The organism is Methanosphaera sp. DEW79, assembly GCF_003266085.1.
Lineage (GTDB): Archaea > Methanobacteriota > Methanobacteria > Methanobacteriales > Methanobacteriaceae > Methanosphaera > Methanosphaera stadtmanae.
The window spans coordinates 1-20928 of the sequence record NZ_MUZW01000001.1 but is presented as its reverse complement, the minus strand read 5'-3'; the positions used below and the strand labels follow the sequence as shown (position 1 = coordinate 20928).

Genomic DNA, 20928 nt, shown 5'->3' with positions numbered 1-20928 from the left:
CAAGGGATTAAATATGAAAATAATAGTAGACAAGAAAAATAGAAAATATGTAATACATGATACAGAGTTTCATACAGAAAAAGGAGTAATATCTCAGGAAGATATTATAAATGCTAAGGTTGGTGATGTACTTGAAACTCATATGGGTAAGAAATATACTGTAATTGAACCTAACATTAATGATTATATTGATTTAATGAAAAGAAATTGTTCTATTTTATTACCACAAGATTTAGGATTAATCACTGGTTTTACTGGTATTGGTTATGGTAGTAAAATTGTTGAATCAGGTACTGGTGCTGGAAGTAGTCTACTATTTTTTGCTAATATTGTTGGTCCAGATGGTCATGTTTCTAGTTATGAAATTAGAGAAGATTTTGTTAAAATAATTAAAGAAAATATTAGTGGCACTGATTTTAAAAATATAACATTATATAATCAAGATGTAACTGAAGGCTTTAAAGAGGAAGATAATTCTATAGATTTAGTATTTCTAGATTTACCAAAACCTGGAGAAGTTATTGAAGATGCATATCGAATACTAAAAACTGGTGGTTTTATAGCTGTTTACACACCATATGTTGAACAGTTCCAAATTGTTAATAAAGTATTAGGTAAATCTGGTTTTAAAAACATTAAAATTAGAGAAGGAAATGTTAGAGAATTAGAAATTAAGAAGAATAAAACACGACCAAACAGTAGAATGGCTGGTCATACTGGTTATATTACATTTGCTAGAAAATTATAAGAAAGGGTGATTTGAATATGAAGTTTAGTTTAGAAAATATAATATCTATAAGAGACTTTAAAAAGAGTGATGTTGAATATATATTGAATCTTGCTGAGGAAATGGAACCTATTGCTAAATCTCAGAAGGTTTGTCATGAAAAGGATGGTAAATTATTAGGTGTTATGTTTTATGAACCATCAACTCGTACACGTTTATCATTTGAAACTGCTATGAAACGTTTAGGTGGAGATGTTGTTGGATTTAATCAAAAACAAGGTACAAGTATTCAAAAAGGTGAAGTATTATATGATACTGCTCAAATAGTTTCTCAATATACTGATGCTATTGTTTTAAGACATGATATGGAAGGAGCTGCTAGATTTGTATCAAATATTGTTGATGTTCCAGTGATAAATGCAGGTGATGGTGCAGGACAACATCCAACACAAACTATGCTAGATTTATATACTATTAAAAGAACATTAGGTGAATTAAAAAACTTAAAAATTGCTCTTGTTGGGGATTTAAAGTATGGACGTACAGTTCATAGTTTAGTTTATGCACTTGCAATGTTTAATGTGGAAATTGTATTTATATCACCAAGTGAATTAGAAATGCCACCAGAAATTCTCAGAGATTTAGAGAAATTAAATTGTAAATTTTCTATTAAAAATTCTTTAATTGAAAATATTGATGATGTGGATGTTGTATATATGACTAGAATTCAAAAAGAAAGATTTCCTGATCCTAAAGAATATCTAAAAGTAAAAGGTCAATACACATTAACTAGTAAAAATTTAAAAGATTCTAATACCATCATAATGCATCCTCTTCCAAGAGTTGATGAAATTGACTTTAATGTAGATAACCTATCAAATGCTATGTACTTTAAGCAAGCATTTTATGGTGTTCCAGTAAGGATGGCATTGCTTGATTCAATAATAAAATAAATTCAAAAAACAAGAAGAATAGTTGCAAGTGTAAAAAAAATAATGAAAGATGAATTACAAGTGTAACTATGGTTAAAAATACATAAATATAGATTTCAAATCTAATAAGAATAAAAAAAAGAAGTATTTCAAATGTATAAATCTAAATTTAGAAAAACAAGAAGATTGATTTCAAGTGTAAATATGTTTCCAAAAAAATAACATATAGATTCACTTCAAATGTAACATAAATATATTAAACAAATTATAATATATAAAAACAAAAATAGAGGAGTTAAAAATTATGTGTGAAAAAGCAACAATCTATGAAACTGAAAAATTAGTAGAATATCAGGAAGGTTCAGTAGTAAGTAAAGAAATCATTAAAAAAGAAACAGGAACAGTAACTGTTTTTGCATTTGATAAAAATGAAGGATTATCTGAACATACAGCACCATTTGATGCTATGGTTCAAGTGATTGATGGAACTTTAGAATTAACTATTGATGGTGAATTATTTACACTTACAAAAGGTAATATGATTATAATGCCAGCAAATATTCCACATGCATTACATGCAAAAGAAAGATTTAAAATGGTATTAACAATGATTAAATCAAATTAAACAATAGATAATTAATAATAAAAATAGTATAATAAAAAATAGTAGATAAAGAATTAATCTTTATATATTAATGCTTTATCTATTAATTCTATATCACATTGAAGTGTGATAATATTTGTTCGTCCCTTACCTCTTCCCCTAGAGATTGTATTTGTAGAAATTAAACCTAACATTTCTAATTCATTAATAAAATCAAAGATTCTTCTATAAGATACTTTATCATTCTTAGCTAGATCTTGATAAACTTCATATAATCTTCCAGAAGTTATTTCTTCTCGTTTTTTTGTTAAGTAAGTTATTGATTCAAGAACTTTTTGTTGTTGAATTGGAAGTGTTACAACAACATCTATTATTTTACTATGTTCAATACGATCTTTTGCTTCTTTTACGAAACTTTCTTCAATAACAGAAGATTCTTTTTCATCTGCAATTTCCCCAGATGTTTTTAATAAATCAAGAGCATAACGTGCATCTCCTTCTTCTTTTGCAGCAAGTGCAGAACATAATGCTATTACACCTTCAGATATTGCTCCTTCACTGAAGGATACTTTTGATCTTTCTTTTAGAATATCTATTAATTGTTGTGCATTGTATGGAGGAAATACAATTTCCCTATCTCTTAAACTACTTTTTACTTTAGGTTTAATGAATTGTTTAAAGTCAATATAATTACTTATTGATGTAATTGCTACATTATCAGTACGTGTTAATGTGTATAATATATTGTCTCCATCATTTTTAAGAATAACATCCACTTCATCTAAAATTACTATTAAAATTAAATCTTCACCAAGAATATTTTTCTTAAATAAATTTCTAAAAGCATTTACTACTTCTGCTTTTGTCCATCCTCTATATGGAACAGGTTTTCCTAATTGTTGACATAAACGTGCAAGTATCTGATATTCTGTATTATAATCAGTACAACGAATGTATTCGACACGAATATTTAGATTTTGTTCAGCAGCTACTTCTTCTAACTGTTTTTTAGCATAGAGTGTAACAGCTGTTTTACCAGTTCCTGTTTTACCGTAAATGGTAATGTCAGGAGGTGTTATTTTATCAAGTGATTCTACCCAATATTGAGCAATGGATTTAATTTTTTCATCTCTGTGAGGTAGAGTTTCAGGTATAAATCTATGATCAAGGTATTTTTTTGTTAAAAATATCGAATCTTTATTGTTGATTGTTTTAAATATATTATTCATTTTATCCTCCAAAGAATCTTAGATGTATTTCAAGTATATTTATATTGGTAGTAATATAAATTCAAGTGAAAAATTAAATAATTAATATTTTCTATTTAATACTATAAAAATGTTTAGAGAGTGAGACCTATATTTCAAGTGTAAAATAAATAAGATATCCCCTTACTTTTTCCTAGAAAGAAGCTATTTTATAAAAATAAAAATACTTTATTTTATATTTAAATAAGATTATTTACTTATTTTACTTAATAAAACTTAAAAATATATATTAAAATAAAAAATAAATAAAAATAATACTTAAAATAATAAAATAATAATAAATAATAAATAATAAATAAAAATAATAATAAATAGTATAATATATAATAAATAACTAATAAATAATACTTATTTTTTAAAATATTTTAATTATATTTAATTTTAAAAATATCTAAAAAAGTAATACTAAAATACTTTTTTTTAATATAGTAATACTTTTTACTATATTTTAAAAAAAAATTTACACTTGAAATATACTTTTATAATTTAATTTTTTTTTCAAAGAAAATTTTCATTACACTTGAAATTCATGTTTCTTTTTTATATTTCCAAAATATATTTTTACTTACACTTGAAATGTACCTCTCATATATTTATTTTATTTTAGATAACTTTTTTTTACACTTGCAAAGTATGTCTCACTATTTGATTTTATTTTTTTGTGAAAAAAATTACATTTGAAATACACCTCTATTATATACTTTAAAAAAAATAATATAGTAATAATGATATATGAAAGTTTAATATATGGAATTTCGATAATATTCCTAGCTATACTAATTGATATGATACTTGGTGAAGTTCCAACAAAAATACATCCAGTAGTTTACATGGGTAATATAATTTCAAGATTAAAGAATTATTTACCTAACACACGATTTTCTGGACTTTTAATAGTTTTAACAACAAATTTTATTGTTGTAGTAGTTACATTGTTAATTCTGATTATTTTAATGTTAATAAATCAATGGTTATACTTAATATTTGCAGCATTAATTCTATCAACAACATTCTCAATAAATTTCCTAATTAAATCAGTACAAGATATTCAAAATGATTTAAATGAAGATATTAATAAGGCACGAAAATCAATGTCATATCTTGTAAGTAGAGATACTACTCAATTAACAGAGTCTAGAATAACATCAGCAGCAATAGAAACACTATCAGAAAATATTACTGATAGTATAATTTCACCATTATTTTACACAGCACTACTTGGATTACCATTTGGAATATTTTTTTCAATACTATTTGCAATGATATATAGAGCATCAAATACAATGGATGCAATGCTTGGATATAAAACAAAAGAATTAATTGATGTAGGATATTATCCTGCAAAACTAGATGATCTATTAAATTACATTCCAGCAAGAATAACTGGATACTATGTGATATTTGCAGCATTTATATTAAAATATGATTATAAACAATCATATGATGTTATGAAAAAGTATGCTTTAAAAACACCAAGTCCTAACAGTGGTTATTCTATGGCAGCAACTGCAGGAGCTTTAAATATTAAGTTAACAAAGGAAAATGTTTATGAATTAGGATATGGAACTGATAAATTAACTAAAGATAAAATAACACAAGCAATAAACATAACAAAAGTAACTTCTATTTTATTTATAATTACAATTCTAGTAATATACTTAATATTTATAGTCTTATTAATGTAGGAGGTATGTTAATATGAAAATAGCAATATTATCTGTTACAAATCAAGGTAAAATAATCTCTGATAAATTATATGAAAATTTAGTAAAAAATCCACTTATATTACATATACAACAGTATCATAAAAATATTAAAAGTACTGTTAAAGAAATTTTTGATAAATATGATTGTATTATAGCAATAATGGCTTCTGGAATTATAATCAGATCCATTGCACCCTATGTAAATTCAAAATTATCAGATCCTGCGGTGATATTAATTGATGATCATGGTAATTTTGTTATAAGTCTTCTTAGTGGACATATTGGTGGAGCTAATGATTTAACAACAAAAATAGCATCTATTATCAATTCAACACCTGTAATTACCACATCAACTGATGTGAATAATAAAATAGGTGTTGATTCAATAGCAAAACGTTATTATTGTCATATTAAATATCCTAAAAATATACAATACATTAACAAAGCATTAGTTGATAATAAAATTGTTGATTTATATCTTCCATATAAGTATTCATATATATTAACAGATAATATTAAAAGTTCATATAACATTCATTTTGATGATAAAATAGATTATATTAAATCCATCTATGATAATCATGAAGTTATTTTAACTTTTAAACAGTTAGTTATGGGTATTGGTGCAAGACGTAATATATCTCCATCTAAAGTTAAAAATGCAATAGAACAAGCATGTAAAATACTTGAAATACCTGTGGAAAGAATTGATTTTTTTGCAACAGCTGATGTTAAGAAAAATGAAGTAGGAATACTTGAAAATATAAAACAATTAAATAAATCTCTGAAAATAATACCAATGGATTCTATTAAAACTTATCAAAATGAGGAATGTTCCAAGTCAGACTTTGTTATGAAACAATTTGGAGTAAAGGGTGTTTGTGAACCAACGTGTTTAATAGCAAATGATAATTCTCATTTAATCTTTAAAAAAACAGCATATGATGGTGTTACAATTGCAGTATCATTGAATGGCTAAAAAAAGTTACACTTGAAATTCATGTCTTTTACATATTTTTTATTTTTTTTTATTTTTCTTAAATTATTTATTTGATATTATTTAAACTTTTTTTAACATGTATTTAATTTATTATTTCTTTTTATAAGTTTTTTTAGAATATTTACTTTTATTTTTTCTTTAAAATTATTTAAAGATATATTTCAAGTGTAAATTAAGCATATATATTAAAAAAATTTAACCTATTTTTATATATTATGTTTTACATAAGTTCTATAATATATAAAAAAAATAATAAAGATAGAATAAAAAAATAATTATTTCTTTTTTCTTTATTAATATAATGAGCTATAACTTTTATTTTGTTTATTAAAATTAAATAAGTAAAAATAATTTTATTAGGGAGTATAACTATGTCTGATATAATGAATAATGAAGAAATTTTTTCAAACTGCACAGAAATCTTATCACAGATAATTAATGATACAAGTGTACCAAGAAACATAAGAAAAGCAGCTGAAGATTCAACAAATCTTTTAGCAAAAGATGAAGAACCAACAATCAAAGCTAGTACAGTAATATCTATACTAGATGATATAAGTAACGATCCAAACATACCTATACATGCTAGAATTCTTATATGGAATATTTTAAGTGAATTAGAAGCAGTTAAAGATTAAGTGTGTGTGTAATATATTGTGTTTTAGCTATACCTTCTATATATTCACATAGAAGTGTAGCTTCATCAATATCTTTACCCACAGTAATAACACCATGATTTTTTAATAAAACTGCATCCTCTTCTTTCAATGCATTACTTGTATGCAAGGCTAATTTTTTACTACCAGGAGTATAATATTCAACTTCAGCAATATATTCACCAGTAATTTCACCAAAACCTTCCTGTTGACGTAATCTTTTATTACTAAATGCAAAAGCAGTTGCATAAGGTGAATGAACATGAACAACACTGTTTACATCGTTTCTATTAATATATACACCAATATGAAGACTAGTTTCCATTGAAGGAACTTTTTCATCATTTGAAACATATGATAAATCATCTAATTTTACTTTAATAATATCAGAATATTTTAAACTCTTAAAATCAGTTCCTGAAGCAGTTATGTATATATATTCTCTTTTTTTATCAATTATACTAATATTTCCTGCTTTTCCAATAATCATATCCTTATTATAAATATGATGTGCTGTTTTAACTATATTTTCTATAATATTATTATCCATAAAATCTAACTCCTATTCTTTAGTAAAATCCAATAACTGTAATGTTCCATGATTTAATACTGGTACTTGAGCACATGTAGGTACTATGTTATAGATTTTCTGAAACTCGGTTTGTTTTTGGAATGTACCAGAATTCAACATATGAACTCCTTTATATTTTGTATGAGAATTAATATGGACATGTCCTGTATGTAATACATCAGGAATATCATCAATAACAAGATAATCCTCAAATTCACTTGCAAGTGGTGTACGTTCACCATATATTGGTGCAAGATGTCTTTTTTCCAGTAACAATTGCATTATTTTATCAGTATCTGCATGTGTATAATTATTTAAAGCCATAACAATATCATCAAAACTTCGACCATGATATATTTGAACTTTAATATTATCTAAGTTAACAACTGAGGGATTACTTACCATTTCAATATTTTTCTGATTACATAAATCTTTAGCATATTTCTCAGTTAATGCAGGTTGAGGTTCTGCAAGACGTGTAGCATCATGGTTACCTGGAGATAATATTATAGGAATATCTGTAATATCACCTAATAGGCGTGCAGCTTCAGCATATTGTTCATATATATCTTTAATTTTTAATTCCTTTTCTTGATTTGGATAGATTCCAATACCATCAACTAAGTCTCCACCAATAACAAGGTATTTAACATCGTTTGCAAGGTCTTGTTGCTCTTGATTTCCATAATTTCCATTTAACCATTTAATGAATCTATTAAATGAATCTTCATCAAATTGTTTACTACCTATATGAACATCTGAAATAAATACTATTGAAAAATTCATGTCTTTATCTATAATTTTATGTCTTTGAATTCCTGGATGTACAATTTCATCTGCTCTTATTAATGTTCCATTAGTACTACCACTAACTCCAATAACTTCATCTTTTACAAGTGTCTGACTACTATTTATTAAATCTTCGTTATCATTTAGTATTATGACACTTCCAGTACCTGTAGGATCTTCTATTTCTATTATTCTATGCCCATTTTTTGTATTATTAATATTATTTATCATTCCAATAACTTGTAAATTATCAATGTTTGTTTTTGTAGTTTTTAATTCATTTATTTTCTTAAATTCAGGATTTTCTTGTATAATTTTCTTTAATTTATCATATCTACTATTGAAGTACTTATTTAAATCATTAATATCTCCATCAGTGTATGATTTGTTTGTTACATCAAGTATTACTTCGTATGGTGTTTCTTGTTTCGATCGTATTTCTCTTGTTTTTGGATTTTCAATTATTGATTCATGTATTCTTCTTTTTTCTTGTTCTTGATAATTTCTTATAGTTTGTGTAGTGATGATATACTGATCATTTTCATTTTCTTCAATATATTCTATTAATTCATTAATTAGATAATCATAATCAGAATTTCCCTTGATTTCTGCATAAGCATTGTTATTTAATAACAGTTGTGCTTTTTGAAATTTTTTAATTATATCATTTGACATTAGATCAGCTACATTTTTTTAATTATATATTTTTTTATCTCAATAATATAATATATAATATATATTATAATTAACTTAAATTAATATTAGAATATAAACTGTTATTATACTATTTTATATTAATTAAACTATGGGGGTAAATTAATGTCAAAGATACTTAAGATTCTTCTTTTTGTTGTAGGGATTTTCATATTTTTTGAAATTGGATTGTTTGCATCGTATACTTTAATATCTTCAGGTCATGTTGATCCTGTGGAATTGGTTTCAGTACAAATAAATGAAGCTTCAGATTTTATAGGTTCTTTTACTGGTGAAAAAAATCTAAAAGATCAGAATACATTAAATATAACTAATAATGAGAATGTAGCTTTAGTTTTAAATAATTTAACGAATTTGAGTGTTAATCTGAATTCTGTTACAGCGAAGGTTTCAAGTGATGATACTGGAAATCAAACAGTTACAATAACAGCTTTAGCATCAAAAGATGTACAAGTATCATCTGGTGGAGCAATTATAATAGCTCCTGAACAAACATACAGTATTACTGCTACTGCTATTGGTGAAGTATATTCTTCTGGTAAAGTTAAAATTAATACAACATCAATATCTCTTAAAGAAAGTATTGTTTTATATGATCAATCAAATAATAAAACCAGTGGAAAAAATATAACTAATATATCACAGTATATTGCAGATAAAAATAGTAACAATACTACTGGGGTTTATAATAATACAACAGCTGTTCAAAATACTAATAATTTAAGTAGGGCACGAGCATAAGTATTATTTTTTCATTTCTTTTTTTTAATTCTTTTTTTCATAATATTTACATAATTAAATTTATATCTACTAAAAATCTACTTTTTTGGAAATTATCAGGCTTAATAATAAATAATATGAAGAATACATTATTATTCAACATTAATACAGTATTTTTTTATTATATTATATCTTTAAAGATTTTAATTTCTAATGTATTATGATAAATACCTAATAAGGAGGACATTTTTAATGATTAGTTTAATAGGGATAGGTTCAAAAAGAGAACACATAACTCTAAAAGCAGTAGATAGAATAAAGGAAGCTGATGTAGTAATTGCATATCATCCATATCTTACACATATTCAGGATTTGCTAGAAGGAAAAGAAGTACATAGTAGAGGTATGGGAGATGAAATGCAAAGGGTAGAATTGGCTGTTGAAAAGGAAAAAGAAGGTTTACAAGTGGCAATTATAAGTTCTGGAGATCCTGGAATTTATGGTATGGCAAATGTATATTTTCAGATAATTGATAAATATCCTGACCTTGAATTTGAGGTAATACCTGGTGTAACAGCAGCAACATACTCAGCAAGTGCACTTGGAGCTCCATTACATGATCTTGCAATTATTAGTCTTAGTAATTTATTAACTCCACTTGATGAAATTCAAAGAAAAATAAAACATGCTGCAATAGCAGATTTAGTAATAGCATTCTACAATCCTAAGAGTAAATCTAGAACAGAACCATTTGAAGTAGCATGTGATACTTTATTAGAAAATAGAAATCCTGAAACACCTGTTGGTATTGTTACAACAAAGGATGGAGTTGAAACTTTAACAAATATTTGTAAATTAAAAGATTTAAGAACTCAGGATATTGACATGTTTACAACAATCATTGTTGGAAATTCAATGACTTATGTTAAAAAAGGTAAAATGATAACTCCAAGGGGTTATAAAATGGATGCTAAGTTACCTGAGTTAACAGAACAATTCTATGAAAAATTCTTTAAAGGAGATATACAGATTGGTCCTAACACTGATTGTGAATATTTCCCATGTCATAATAATCAAGAAAATTGTACATTCTGTTTCTGTCCATTCTATCCATGTGCTGATGGATCAACTGGTGGAAAATGGATAGAAGGAAAGAATGTGTGGAATTGTAGTAATTGTAATTGGATACATAAAGATGAAGTTGTAGATGAAGTACTTGACTATGTAAAAGATAATATTCATTCTATGAATGATTTTAAAACTAAGAAAAAAGCATTATTAAAACTTAGACGTTCTACAATTTATAAAACTAGAAATTTAGATTTTAATCGTAACTTTGAATTAGATGAATAACTCATTCTATTTTTATTATTTTTTACACTTGAAATCCATGTTTTTGTTTTTTACATAGATTTTATTCATCTACTTTTTAAATTAGAAAATATTTTTAGAACATAATTTACACTTGAAATATATCTTATTGGATTTTACTATTTTTCTATATTCACTATATTATTAATATCATCTATAGTGTAGTTCATATTATCATCATAATTTATTTTCATGGCATTAACAGGACAGTTACTCACACATTGACTACAACCCATACAATTACTATTTACTTTAATTTTATTATCATCTATTGTTATTGCCTCAACAAAACATATATCAACACATTTTTTACATAAAATACATTGATTATCATCACAATAAACACTAATACCTGGTAATTTATGGAAGTTTCCCTGAATACTATCACTAAAATTAGGTAGTACTCTCCATAAACAACAACATGGACAACAATTACATATTGTTAATAACTCATCTGATGGACCTACATTCATCCACCTAACATCAAGTTTATTTCTACCCATAATATGAATTAATCCAGCATTATTACATTTATCAATATGATTAATAGCCTCATCTGGTGTTACTTCTCTACAATACTTTCTGGAAATCTTTTTTGTAGCTCTTCCAAGAAATATACAACCTAAATTCTGTGGATAATCATTACAATTTGCAGAAGTTCTACATAAACAACTATTCATTATAACAATATAATTAGCATTTCTAATAATTTCTTTAATAATATCACTTGGAAATACGATATTTTTGGTTTTATCAATTGTTTTATTAACTTCAATAGTTTCTAAGTGGGTAATATTATTGTTATTTGGAATAAAATATGTTTTATCATCTTCAAAAAGTAGTTTTGTTAGTATTTTATTGAAAATTCTTGATTTTCTACTTAAAAGTGCAACTTTAAAACGTAAATGGAAGATGTACTTCACAATAAATGTACTTATATCTTCAAAAACAATACGCTTCATAGTATCAATCCTAAAAATTAAAAAAAAGGTGGAATTAAATATCCACTGTCATTTGAGCTTTATATACAGTAACTGCTTTTCCTTCCATTGTAGCAGTTAAGTATTCATTATGATCACTTACTGTAATATCTAAATCTCCTCCAGAGAGATGTGCATGAACTTTTTCATTTAAAAGTCCCATTTTATATCCAAGGAGTACACAACTTGTTGTACCAGTACCACAAGCAAATGTAAAACCTGCACCACGTTCCCATGTTAAAATGTTAATTTCTCCAGGAGAAACAATATTTACAAAATGAACATTTACTTTTTCAGGAAATGCTTTATGATTTTCAATACGTGGACCATAATAATCTAAATCAATATCATCAATGTTTATATCAGTAAATGAAACAGCATGTGGATTTCCTACACTAACAGAACTCATTATGATTTTTTCACCATCAACATCAATTTCTTCATCAATAAATTCATCAGTATTTCCACTAGGAGCTATTGCTGGAATTTCTTCTGGTTTGAAAAATCCCTTTCCCATATCAATAGCAATACTTTTAACAACATCATCTTCAACTGTAAGTCTTGCTTCTTTAATATCTTCCATAGTTTCTATTTGCATGGTTTGTTTTTTAACAATATCATTATCATAAACGTACTTTGCTAAACAACGAATACCATTTCCACACATTTCAGCTTCACTACCATCACTGTTAAATATACGGAATCTAACATCAGATTTATCTGATTTACATGCAAATATTACACCATCAGAACCAACACTAAATCTACGTGTGCATATATCGTTACTTAATTTGTTTTTTGCTTCTTCAGGAATAACTTCAGTTTCTGTTTCATTAATTACAATATAATCATTACCAAGTGCATGCATTTTAGTAAATTCTATTTCTTTAATCATTTTAATAACCTTGTAGGAATTTTTTGACCATTAAATAAGTCACTGAATTCTTCTCTTCTTCTAATTACATCTACTTCGTCTTTGTTTACAAGAACTTCTGCAGGTCTAGGTCTTGAATTGTATTGTGAAGCCATACTGTATGCATATGCTCCAGCATTTAATATTGCAAGTAAGTCTCCTTCTTCAAGTTTAGGCATAGGTCTGTCTCTTGCAAATAAATCTCCTGATTCACATAAGTTTCCTGCAATATCAATTTCTTCCACATTTTCTTCATTAATTTTATTTGCAACAACTATGTGGTGGTATGAACCATACATTGTAGGTCTAAGTAATGTTCCAAATCCACAGTCTACACCAGCAAATTTACGATAACTTTCTTTTATAGTATTTACTCTTGTAAGGAGTACTTCAGCATTACCTACTAAGAATCTTCCTGGTTCTATGTACATTGCAGGTTTTCCCATATCATATTCTTCTAATTTTGATTTAAATAATTTAATTATGTCTGTTGTGAATGTTTCTAGGTCTAATTCATTTTCTGTTGGTTCATATGGGATACCAAATCCTCCACCAAAATCTAGGAATTTAAAGTCTACTCCTACTTCTTTATGAACTTTTCCAGCAATATCCATCATTGTTTCAACAGCTAACATGAATGGTTCAGATTCAAGAATTTCAGAACCTATGTGGGAGTGCATTCCTATAGGTTTAAATCCTAAATCAATAGCTTTTTGATATACTTCAACAGCTTCTTCTTCTTTTATTCCAAATTTACTTTTTGGACCACCAGTAATACAGTGTTCATGATGTCCTGCTTCTACCATCGGGTTAACTCTTATGGATATTTCTTTTCCTTTAGTTCCTTCAATGGTACTTAATCTTTCAAGTGCAGAAATACTGTCAAGATTTATTGTAACTCCAGTTTTATGTGCATATTCTAGTTCTTCATTTGTTACGTTGTTTCCAGTAAATACTATTCTTTCTGGTGTAAATCCTGCAAGAAGTGCAGTGTATATTTCACCGGGAGATACGGCATCAATGTAACTTCCTTCATCTTCTAATATTTTCATTACTGCTAGGCTTGTATTTGCTTTTGCAGCATAACACATGTGAAGATCTTCATATTTACTATTAAATGCAGTGTATAATTTATTATAATTATTTCTAACTTTTTCTTCATCTATCACATATAATGGTGTTTTATATTTTTCAGCAAGTTCGTTAGCATCTATATTTCCAATAATGAGATGATTATTTTCTTTTTTTAAATTAAAATCATATGGCATTTTATTGATTCCTATTGTAGTTAGTTTATATTTTAAAAAAAAGTTATATAATATTCTATATAATCAAAAAAAGTTCTTTTTTAAAAGTATAAATTTTATAGTTAATATATTTTTGTTATTTTTTTATAAATTTTAAATTAAAAATAGATTATAAATAACGAGCCCAGGGGGATTTGAACCCCCGATCTTGGGATCCGAAGTCCCACGTCATAATCCTGGCTAGACTATGAGCCCATCTTTAACATTATAATTATTTGTATTTTATTATATAATTACTTTCTTATATTTTATAAATTTAATTAAAAAAATTATTATAGCATTATAATAATATATATTAATATATTATAGAGAAATATTTTGTAGATTTAATTAATTTTTTTTAATCATAATATTCCCTATTGGATTCAAGTATATTTTTTTATTTAATAATAGGATATGATTTAATGAGAAGCGATAATATAAAAAAAGGAATTAACAGAACATCACACAGATCCCTCCTAAGAGCATGTGGATTGGATGATAATGATATGAAAAAACCATTTATTGGAATAGCTAATAGTTATACTGATATAGTACCTGGACATATTCATTTAAAAGATTTAGTTCAAGAAGTTAAAGAGGTTATTAGATTAGAAGGGGGAGTTCCTTTTGAATTTGATACAATGGCTGTTTGTGATGGTATAGCAATGAATCATGAAGGAATGTATTATTCTCTTCCATCACGGGAAATTATTGCAAATACTGTGGAAAGTATGGCAATGGCACATCAATTTGATGCATTGATACTAATGCCAACCTGTGATAAAGTTGTACCAGGTATGATAATGGCAGCAGCAAGATTAAATATTCCAGCAATAGTTATTACTGGTGGACCAATGATGCCAGGTAAATTCCATGGTGAAACAGTAGATTTTATTAATGTTACAGAAGCTGTAGGAGCAACACAATCTGGTAAAATGTCAGAAGAAGATCTATATGAATTAGAACGTTGTGCTTGTCCAGGAGCAGGTTCATGTGCAGGATTATTTACAGCAAATACAATGGCTTGTCTTACAGAAACAATGGGTATGAGTCTACCAGGATGTGCAACAGCACATGCAGTAAGTGATAAAAAAGTAGAAATTGCAAGAGCTTCAGCTAAAAAAATATTTACATTATTAGAAAATGATATTAAGCCATCAGATATATTAACTCAGGAAGCATTTGAAAATGCAATAAAAGTTGACTTAGCATTGGGAGGTTCTACAAATACCACATTACATATTCCTGCAATAGCAAATGAAGTGGATGGAGTAGATGTAACAATAGATTTATTTGATAAATTAAGTCATGAAGTACCATATATTTGTAGTATTAGACCTGGTGGAAACAATCGTATGATTGATGTTGAAAATGCTGGAGGAATTCCTGCAGTAATGAAAAACATGGAATCAATACTTAACACTGATTGTATAACATGTACTTCAAACTCAGTAAAAGAAAACTTAGAAAAAGTGTCTGATATTGATTATAATGTAATTCACACATTAGATGATCCTATAAGAACAGAAGGTGGAATTGCAGTGTTATATGGAAATGTAGCACCTAATGGTTGTGTAATTAAACAGGGTGCAGTAAATGAAGACATGCTTGTTCATTCAGGTCCATGTAAAGTATTTAATTCTGAAGAAGAATGTGTACTAGCCATAGAAAATGATGAAATTATCGATGGGGATGTTGTAGTAATAAGGTATGAAGGTCCAAAAGGAGGACCAGGTATGCGTGAAATGCTAAATCCTACAGCAGCAATAATGGGTCGTGAATTATTCCATGTAGCTTTAATTACTGATGGTAGATTTTCAGGAGGAAGTAGAGGTCCATGTATAGGACATATATCACCTGAAGCAGCAGAAGGTGGACCTATTGGTGCAATAGAAAATGGAGATATTGTTTCTATAAATGTAAAAGAAAGAACTATTAAATTAGAATTAACTGATGATGAAATAAAAGAAAGATTATCTAAAGTTAAACCAGTGGAACGTAATCTTAAAGGATGGTTAAAACAATACCAAAAATTAGCAACATCTGCAGATAAAGGTGCAATACTAAAATAAATCCTTTTTATTTTCTTTTTTCAAGTGATATGGGGGTGAATTTTTTGTCTAAAAAACGCAATAATAGGAAGAATAAGAAAAAAAATCAAAAAGAATCAGAGGATACATCAAAGAGTAAATATCATTTAACAAAAGAAATACTAAGTTATGTTCTTATAATAGTTATTGCTGTTATTTTATCAGCACACCTTAATGTGGTAGTATCAGGAAGTATGGAACCATCATTTTATAGGGGTGATATTGTAGCAATTGAAAATGTTCATACATATTATGGAATGCAAGAATTTGACCCATATAATGATATTAAAATAAATGATGTGGTTGTATATGATGCACAATGGTATCCAGAACCTGTAATACATAGGGTTATTGATATAAATGAAATAAATGGATCTAAATATTATACTATAAAAGGAGATAATAATGAAGTTGAAGATCCATATCTAGTTTCACCAGAACAAATAAGAGCTAAAGTAATCACAATTGGTGATAATTTATTAATCATTCCAAAAATAGGATATATAACTCTATGGTTTAGAGGATTATGATTTAAACATAAACTAAGAGGAGATAGAATTAATGTACTCAAAACTAAAGACAGAGATAAATGAAAGTATAAAAGAAGCTTTAACAAAACTAAGAATAAAATATGATGATGAAATCATACTAGAAGAACCACCAAATCCTTCCATGGGTGATATGTCAACTAATATTGCTTTCTCTTTAGCTAGTAAACTAAAAAAGTCACCAGTTGAAATTGCTCAGGAAATTAAGGAAAATATAAAACTACCATTATATTTTGAAAAAGTAGAAACAAAAGGACCATATATTAACTTCTATATTAACTACACATTATTTACAACAAAAGTAGTAAATTATATTGATAAAAATTATGGTGAACTACCAGAAAAAGATGAAAGAATTCTTTTAGAACATACATCTGCAAATCCTAATGGTCCATTACATGTTGGACATCTAAGAAATGCAATACTTGGAGATTCTCTAAAAAGAATACTTCAACATGCAGGATATAAAGTAGAAGCTCAATATTATGTTAATGATATGGGTAGACAAATTGCAATTATTGTATGGGGAATGGACAAATTTAACTACACAGTTGATGATGATAAAAAAGCAGATCATGCAATAGGTGAAGTATATTATAAATGTAATCAACAATTAGAAGCAAATCCTGAATATAATCAAGAAATAGATGATATTTTAAGAAAATATGAAGAAGGAACTGATGCAGCACTAATTGATGCTTTCCAAGGCGTAGTAGAATATTGTATTGATGGAATAAAAGAAACACTTAAAGATTTAAATATTAAAATGAATCTTTTTAAATGGGAAAGTACATTTTTAAGAAATGGTAGTGTAGATGATGTACTTGAAAAATTACAACCATTTACAATACAAAAGGATATTCTATACTTACCTTTAGAAAGATATAATGTAGATAAAGAATTAGTACTTAGAAGATCAAATGGTACTAGTTTATATGCAACAAGAGATTTAGCATATCATCAATATAAAACAAAAAATAGTGATATTTCATTAGATATTTTAGGAGCAGATCATAAATTAGCTGCAAAACAGTTAGGTTTAGCATTAGAATTATCTAATAATAGGGCTCCAGAAGTAGTATTCTATGAATTTATAGATTTACCTGAAGGTTCAATGTCAACAAGAAAAGGAGTGTTTATATCAGTTGATGAATTTATTGAACAATCAGTAGAACATGCAAAAGAAGAATTAATACGTCGTGATCTTGATTTAACAGAAAAACAAATCGAAGAAGTATCAAAAATTGTTGGTGTAGGTTCAATAAGATTCTATATTAATCAAATATCACCAGAAAAACCTATTACATTCAAATGGGAAGAAGCATTAAGCTTTGAGCGAGGCTNAAATCAGATTATAATGAATTTGAAGAAGTAAGATGTGATTATGAATTAGATGATGAAGAAAAAGATCTTATAAAAACATTATCACAATTTACAGAAGTAATTTGTCAATCTGCACAAGAAAGAAGAGTACATCATTTAGCTCAATACACATTAAGTCTTTCAAAAGCATTTAATAAATTCTACAAATCAAAACAAGTTATAGGTTCAGAACATGAGAAACTACGTTTAAAACTAGTTGATGCTTCAAGAATTACACTTAAAAATTCTCTAAAACTCTTAGGAATTAAATCTCCAGAATTCATGTAATTCTCCTCTAAACTTCTTTTTTTAGATTTTTACAAGATATTTAATTATATTTTATTTATTATATTTTTACTAATAATATTAATTTGGAATACAAATACTGATATTAATATAATATGAATTATATAAATAATAACTAATGATATTTTAATTATTATAATCTACTTAAATATATTTATTTAATAAATAGTAGATTAATTATACGTGTCTCGGAATTTCATGGAGGAATAATTAGAAATGCGAACTTTAATGATACATTCAGATTATTTAAGGTATAAAACTAGAAGTAAAACTAAAATAGCTGAAGATATAGATGATGAAAAAAGAGTTTCTGGAGTAGATGAAGCACTAGTTGCTTTTATTGCAGTTGAAAAAGAAGATGAAGAAAATCCAGAATTAATAATTAATAAAGCAGTAAAAGAAATATTAAATGTACAAAATAAAGTAAATGCAGAAAATATTGTAATTTATCCATATGCACACTTAAGTTCTTCTTTATCAAACCCTGATATAGCTCAAAAAATATTAAAAGGTATTGAAGCTGAATTATTAGATAACAATGAAGCAGTGCTTAGAGTACCATTTGGATGGTATAAATCCTTTGAATTATCATGTAAAGGACATCCATTATCTGAGTTATCAAGAACTATAACAACAGAACCTGAAGAAGAAAGTGAAGACTCTGAAGAAGAACCTTCAGAACCATCTAAAATGTTTATCTTAGAAGAAGATGGAAACATATTCGATGTTGAAGAATACAACTATAAAAATAAAACTCTAAGACAATTAGTTGATCATGAAGAAGGTAAAACAAAAGATACAGGAAAACAACCACCTCATGTAAGATTAATGAGGGAAAAGGAATTGGCAAGTAATGAACCAGCAGCTGATGTGGGACATATTAGATGGTATCCTAAAGGTAAACTTGTAAAAGATTTATTAAGTGACTATGTATATCAACTTGTTACACAAAGAGGTGCAATGCCTGTAGAAACTCCTGTAATGTATGATTTAGCAAATCCTGCAATAAGAGAACATGCAGAAAAATTTGGTGAAAGACAATACAGATTAAAAACAAAACACAGAGAATTAATGTTAAGATTTGCATGTTGTTTTGGAGCATTCAGAATTCTAGCAGATTCATTCCTCACATGGAAAAACATGCCTGTAGGAATTTATGAATTATCAACATTCAGTTTCAGATTTGAAAGACAGGGAGAAGTTGTAGGTCTTAAAAGATTAAGAGCTTTCACAATGCCTGATTTCCACAGTGTATGTTTAAATGATGATCATGCAAGAGAAGTATTTGCAAATCAAGTAGATATGTGTGCTCAAACAGAAACTGATTTAGATGTACATTATGAGGTTGCATTCCGTGTAACACAAGACTTCTTTGATGAAAATGAAGATTGGATTAAAGAAGTAGTTAAAAACAACATTAAAAAACCAGTTCTTTTAGAAGTTATTCCTAAAATGAAACATTACTGGAATGCTAAAGTTGACTTTGCAGCAATTGATGATTTGGGAAGACCAATAGAAAATCCTACAGTTCAAATGGATATTCAAAGTGCAAAAAGATTTGGTATCACATATCTTGATGAAAATGAAGAACAACAATATCCAACAATATTACACTGTAGTCCTACAGGAAGTATTGAAAGAGTTATTTGTAGTTTACTTGAAAAAACTTCAACAGATAAGGGTAATAAACCATCATTACCATTATGGCTTGCACCTACACAGGTAAGAATAATTCCTGTTACTGATAATCACTTAGATTATGCTAAAGAGATTTACCAACAAATTAGGGACAGTAATATAAGGGTGGATATTGATGATACTGCTGAAAGAGTAGGTAAGAAAATTAGAAATGCTGGAAAAGAATGGATTCCATACACAATAGTTGTAGGTGATAATGAGGTAGAAAATAATTCTATTTCAGTTAACAGACGTGTTGACAACACTAAAGAAGAAATTTCTATTGAAGATTTAGCAGAAGAAATACATACTCTTACAAAAGACATGCCATTTAGACAGTTACCTTTACCATACATGGTATCTAAACGTGTAAAATTTGATTAAGGTATTAGTATATCTTAATTATTCCTCTTTTTTTAATCTTTTTTATTTGAATATATTTTAGGTGAATATTTGATTTTTTTTTAAATTTTAAATAATTTTCATACATTGAATTTCAATATAAATGAAAACTATAACAATTACTTATTTATTATATTAAATTTTATATATATTTAAATATGAAAAAATAATATAGAAGATTTATTTTTAATATGAATCTTTTTTATTAGAAAATGAGATTATAGTATAAAAAAAGGATTTTAATATCTTTTTTTTACTATTCTTGGAAGGTTTTAAAAGAAAATGAAAATAATAAAATATTTT

At 26.8% G+C, this 20928-nt stretch carries 17 protein-coding genes, 1 tRNA gene and 1 pseudogene; 12 read left to right on the top strand and 7 right to left on the bottom strand.

The window, feature by feature from the left end:
• Nucleotides 1-13 precede the first annotated feature (13 nt).
• The 3 genes from BZ132_RS00095 to BZ132_RS00085 all read left to right on the top strand — a co-directional run bounded on the left by BZ132_RS00095 (nucleotide 14) and on the right by BZ132_RS00085 (nucleotide 2284).
• A complete protein-coding gene (locus tag BZ132_RS00095) occupies nucleotides 14-748 on the top strand; it encodes a tRNA (adenine-N1)-methyltransferase (RefSeq protein WP_112149218.1) in 735 nt (244 codons plus the stop codon).
• Nucleotides 749-765: 17 nt separating this feature from the next.
• Nucleotides 766-1680 (top strand): aspartate carbamoyltransferase, encoded by a 915-nt coding sequence (gene pyrB / locus BZ132_RS00090; RefSeq protein ID WP_112149217.1) that lies wholly within the window; start codon nucleotides 766-768, stop codon nucleotides 1678-1680.
• 283 nt (nucleotides 1681-1963) lie between these two features.
• A complete protein-coding gene (locus BZ132_RS00085; RefSeq protein ID WP_011405621.1) occupies nucleotides 1964-2284 on the top strand; it encodes a cupin domain-containing protein in 321 nt (106 codons plus the stop codon).
• Between the two features lie 53 nt (nucleotides 2285-2337).
• On the opposite strand, the gene BZ132_RS00080 is transcribed toward BZ132_RS00085, so the two are convergent.
• Complete coding sequence (locus BZ132_RS00080; RefSeq protein ID WP_011405620.1) at nucleotides 2338-3492, bottom strand: Cdc6/Cdc18 family protein; 1155 nt, start codon at nucleotides 3490-3492, stop codon at nucleotides 2338-2340.
• A 764-nt stretch (nucleotides 3493-4256) separates the two neighbouring features.
• On the opposite strand from BZ132_RS00080, the gene BZ132_RS00075 reads away from it, so the two are divergent.
• From BZ132_RS00075 to BZ132_RS00065, 3 genes are all read left to right on the top strand, one after another.
• Nucleotides 4257-5216 carry a cobalamin biosynthesis protein gene (locus tag BZ132_RS00075; RefSeq protein ID WP_112149798.1) on the top strand — a complete coding sequence of 320 codons (960 nt, stop codon included), beginning with the start codon at nucleotides 4257-4259 and terminating at the stop codon, nucleotides 5214-5216.
• 13 nt (nucleotides 5217-5229) lie between these two features.
• Nucleotides 5230-6216 carry a cobalt-precorrin 5A hydrolase gene (locus BZ132_RS00070; RefSeq protein WP_286940014.1) on the top strand — a complete coding sequence of 329 codons (987 nt, stop codon included), beginning with the start codon at nucleotides 5230-5232 and terminating at the stop codon, nucleotides 6214-6216.
• A gap of 404 nt (nucleotides 6217-6620) precedes the next feature.
• The gene (locus BZ132_RS00065; protein ID WP_048059929.1) at nucleotides 6621-6875 is read left to right on the top strand and encodes a UPF0147 family protein; all 255 of its coding nucleotides are present in this window, start codon (nucleotides 6621-6623) and stop codon (nucleotides 6873-6875) included.
• On the opposite strand, the gene BZ132_RS00060 is transcribed toward BZ132_RS00065, so the two are convergent.
• Nucleotides 6865-7443, bottom strand: a complete 579-nt coding sequence (locus BZ132_RS00060; RefSeq protein WP_011407150.1) for a class II aldolase/adducin family protein — start codon at nucleotides 7441-7443, stop codon at nucleotides 6865-6867. The two genes, BZ132_RS00065 and BZ132_RS00060, sit on opposite strands and share 11 nt — an antisense overlap.
• A gap of 12 nt (nucleotides 7444-7455) precedes the next feature.
• A complete protein-coding gene (locus tag BZ132_RS00055) occupies nucleotides 7456-8928 on the bottom strand; it encodes a DNA-directed DNA polymerase II small subunit (protein ID WP_011407149.1) in 1473 nt (490 codons plus the stop codon).
• A 144-nt stretch (nucleotides 8929-9072) separates the two neighbouring features.
• Here BZ132_RS00055 and BZ132_RS00050 point away from each other — a divergent pair, with 144 nt between their 5' ends.
• Together BZ132_RS00050 and cobJ are read left to right on the top strand one after the other, a co-directional pair.
• Nucleotides 9073-9708, top strand: a complete 636-nt coding sequence (locus BZ132_RS00050) for a hypothetical protein (protein ID WP_011407148.1) — start codon at nucleotides 9073-9075, stop codon at nucleotides 9706-9708.
• Between the two features lie 231 nt (nucleotides 9709-9939).
• Nucleotides 9940-11040: a precorrin-3B C(17)-methyltransferase gene (cobJ, locus tag BZ132_RS00045; protein WP_011407147.1), complete on the top strand. Its 1101-nt coding sequence runs from the start codon at nucleotides 9940-9942 to the stop codon at nucleotides 11038-11040.
• Between the two features lie 137 nt (nucleotides 11041-11177).
• Here the strand turns inward: cobJ and BZ132_RS00040 are convergent, their stop codons facing one another.
• The 4 genes from BZ132_RS00040 to BZ132_RS00025 form a co-directional block, all read right to left on the bottom strand.
• Nucleotides 11178-12020 (bottom strand): DUF362 domain-containing protein, encoded by an 843-nt coding sequence (locus tag BZ132_RS00040; RefSeq protein ID WP_286940009.1) that lies wholly within the window; start codon nucleotides 12018-12020, stop codon nucleotides 11178-11180.
• 34 nt (nucleotides 12021-12054) lie between these two features.
• Nucleotides 12055-12933, bottom strand: a complete 879-nt coding sequence (dapF, locus tag BZ132_RS00035) for a diaminopimelate epimerase (protein WP_011407144.1) — start codon at nucleotides 12931-12933, stop codon at nucleotides 12055-12057.
• Nucleotides 12930-14219: a diaminopimelate decarboxylase gene (gene lysA, locus BZ132_RS00030; protein WP_112149795.1), complete on the bottom strand. Its 1290-nt coding sequence runs from the start codon at nucleotides 14217-14219 to the stop codon at nucleotides 12930-12932. Before lysA ends, dapF begins: the two co-directional genes overlap by 4 nt.
• A 158-nt stretch (nucleotides 14220-14377) precedes the next feature.
• Nucleotides 14378-14453 (bottom strand) — tRNA-Arg (locus BZ132_RS00025).
• Between the two features lie 209 nt (nucleotides 14454-14662).
• Here BZ132_RS00025 and ilvD point away from each other — a divergent pair.
• The 4 genes and pseudogenes from ilvD (at nucleotide 14663) to BZ132_RS00005 (ending at nucleotide 20607) form a co-directional block, all read left to right on the top strand.
• Entirely contained in the window at nucleotides 14663-16312 is a 1650-nt protein-coding gene (gene ilvD / locus BZ132_RS00020) for a dihydroxy-acid dehydratase (RefSeq protein WP_011407142.1), read from the top strand.
• A gap of 137 nt (nucleotides 16313-16449) precedes the next feature.
• Nucleotides 16450-16860: a signal peptidase I gene (locus tag BZ132_RS00015; RefSeq protein WP_048059926.1), complete on the top strand. Its 411-nt coding sequence runs from the start codon at nucleotides 16450-16452 to the stop codon at nucleotides 16858-16860.
• A 31-nt stretch (nucleotides 16861-16891) separates the two neighbouring features.
• Nucleotides 16892-18528 (top strand): annotated as a pseudogene (argS, locus tag BZ132_RS00010) (arginine--tRNA ligase).
• A gap of 234 nt (nucleotides 18529-18762) precedes the next feature.
• Nucleotides 18763-20607 (top strand): threonine--tRNA ligase, encoded by a 1845-nt coding sequence (locus BZ132_RS00005; RefSeq protein WP_011407139.1) that lies wholly within the window; start codon nucleotides 18763-18765, stop codon nucleotides 20605-20607.
• The last annotated feature ends 321 nt before the right edge of the window (nucleotides 20608-20928 follow it).

What these genes read in the sequence shown, in the direction of transcription:
- BZ132_RS00095 (WP_112149218.1), top strand. Translation starts at nt 14, where the DNA reads ATGAAAATAATAGTAGACAAGAAAAATAGAAAATATGTAATACATGAT.
- pyrB (WP_112149217.1), top strand. Translation starts at nt 766, where the DNA reads ATGAAGTTTAGTTTAGAAAATATAATATCTATAAGAGACTTTAAAAAG.
- BZ132_RS00085 (WP_011405621.1), top strand. Translation starts at nt 1,964, where the DNA reads ATGTGTGAAAAAGCAACAATCTATGAAACTGAAAAATTAGTAGAATAT.
- BZ132_RS00080 (WP_011405620.1), bottom strand. Translation starts at nt 3,492, where the DNA reads ATGAATAATATATTTAAAACAATCAACAATAAAGATTCGATATTTTTA.
- BZ132_RS00075 (WP_112149798.1), top strand. Translation starts at nt 4,257, where the DNA reads ATGATATATGAAAGTTTAATATATGGAATTTCGATAATATTCCTAGCT.
- BZ132_RS00070 (WP_286940014.1), top strand. Translation starts at nt 5,230, where the DNA reads ATGAAAATAGCAATATTATCTGTTACAAATCAAGGTAAAATAATCTCT.
- BZ132_RS00065 (WP_048059929.1), top strand. Translation starts at nt 6,621, where the DNA reads ATGAATAATGAAGAAATTTTTTCAAACTGCACAGAAATCTTATCACAG.
- BZ132_RS00060 (WP_011407150.1), bottom strand. Translation starts at nt 7,443, where the DNA reads ATGGATAATAATATTATAGAAAATATAGTTAAAACAGCACATCATATT.
- BZ132_RS00055 (WP_011407149.1), bottom strand. Translation starts at nt 8,928, where the DNA reads ATGTCAAATGATATAATTAAAAAATTTCAAAAAGCACAACTGTTATTA.
- BZ132_RS00050 (WP_011407148.1), top strand. Translation starts at nt 9,073, where the DNA reads ATGTCAAAGATACTTAAGATTCTTCTTTTTGTTGTAGGGATTTTCATA.
- cobJ (WP_011407147.1), top strand. Translation starts at nt 9,940, where the DNA reads ATGATTAGTTTAATAGGGATAGGTTCAAAAAGAGAACACATAACTCTA.
- BZ132_RS00040 (WP_286940009.1), bottom strand. Translation starts at nt 12,020, where the DNA reads ATGAAGCGTATTGTTTTTGAAGATATAAGTACATTTATTGTGAAGTAC.
- dapF (WP_011407144.1), bottom strand. Translation starts at nt 12,933, where the DNA reads ATGATTAAAGAAATAGAATTTACTAAAATGCATGCACTTGGTAATGAT.
- lysA (WP_112149795.1), bottom strand. Translation starts at nt 14,219, where the DNA reads ATGCCATATGATTTTAATTTAAAAAAAGAAAATAATCATCTCATTATT.
- ilvD (WP_011407142.1), top strand. Translation starts at nt 14,663, where the DNA reads ATGAGAAGCGATAATATAAAAAAAGGAATTAACAGAACATCACACAGA.
- BZ132_RS00005 (WP_011407139.1), top strand. Translation starts at nt 18,763, where the DNA reads ATGCGAACTTTAATGATACATTCAGATTATTTAAGGTATAAAACTAGA.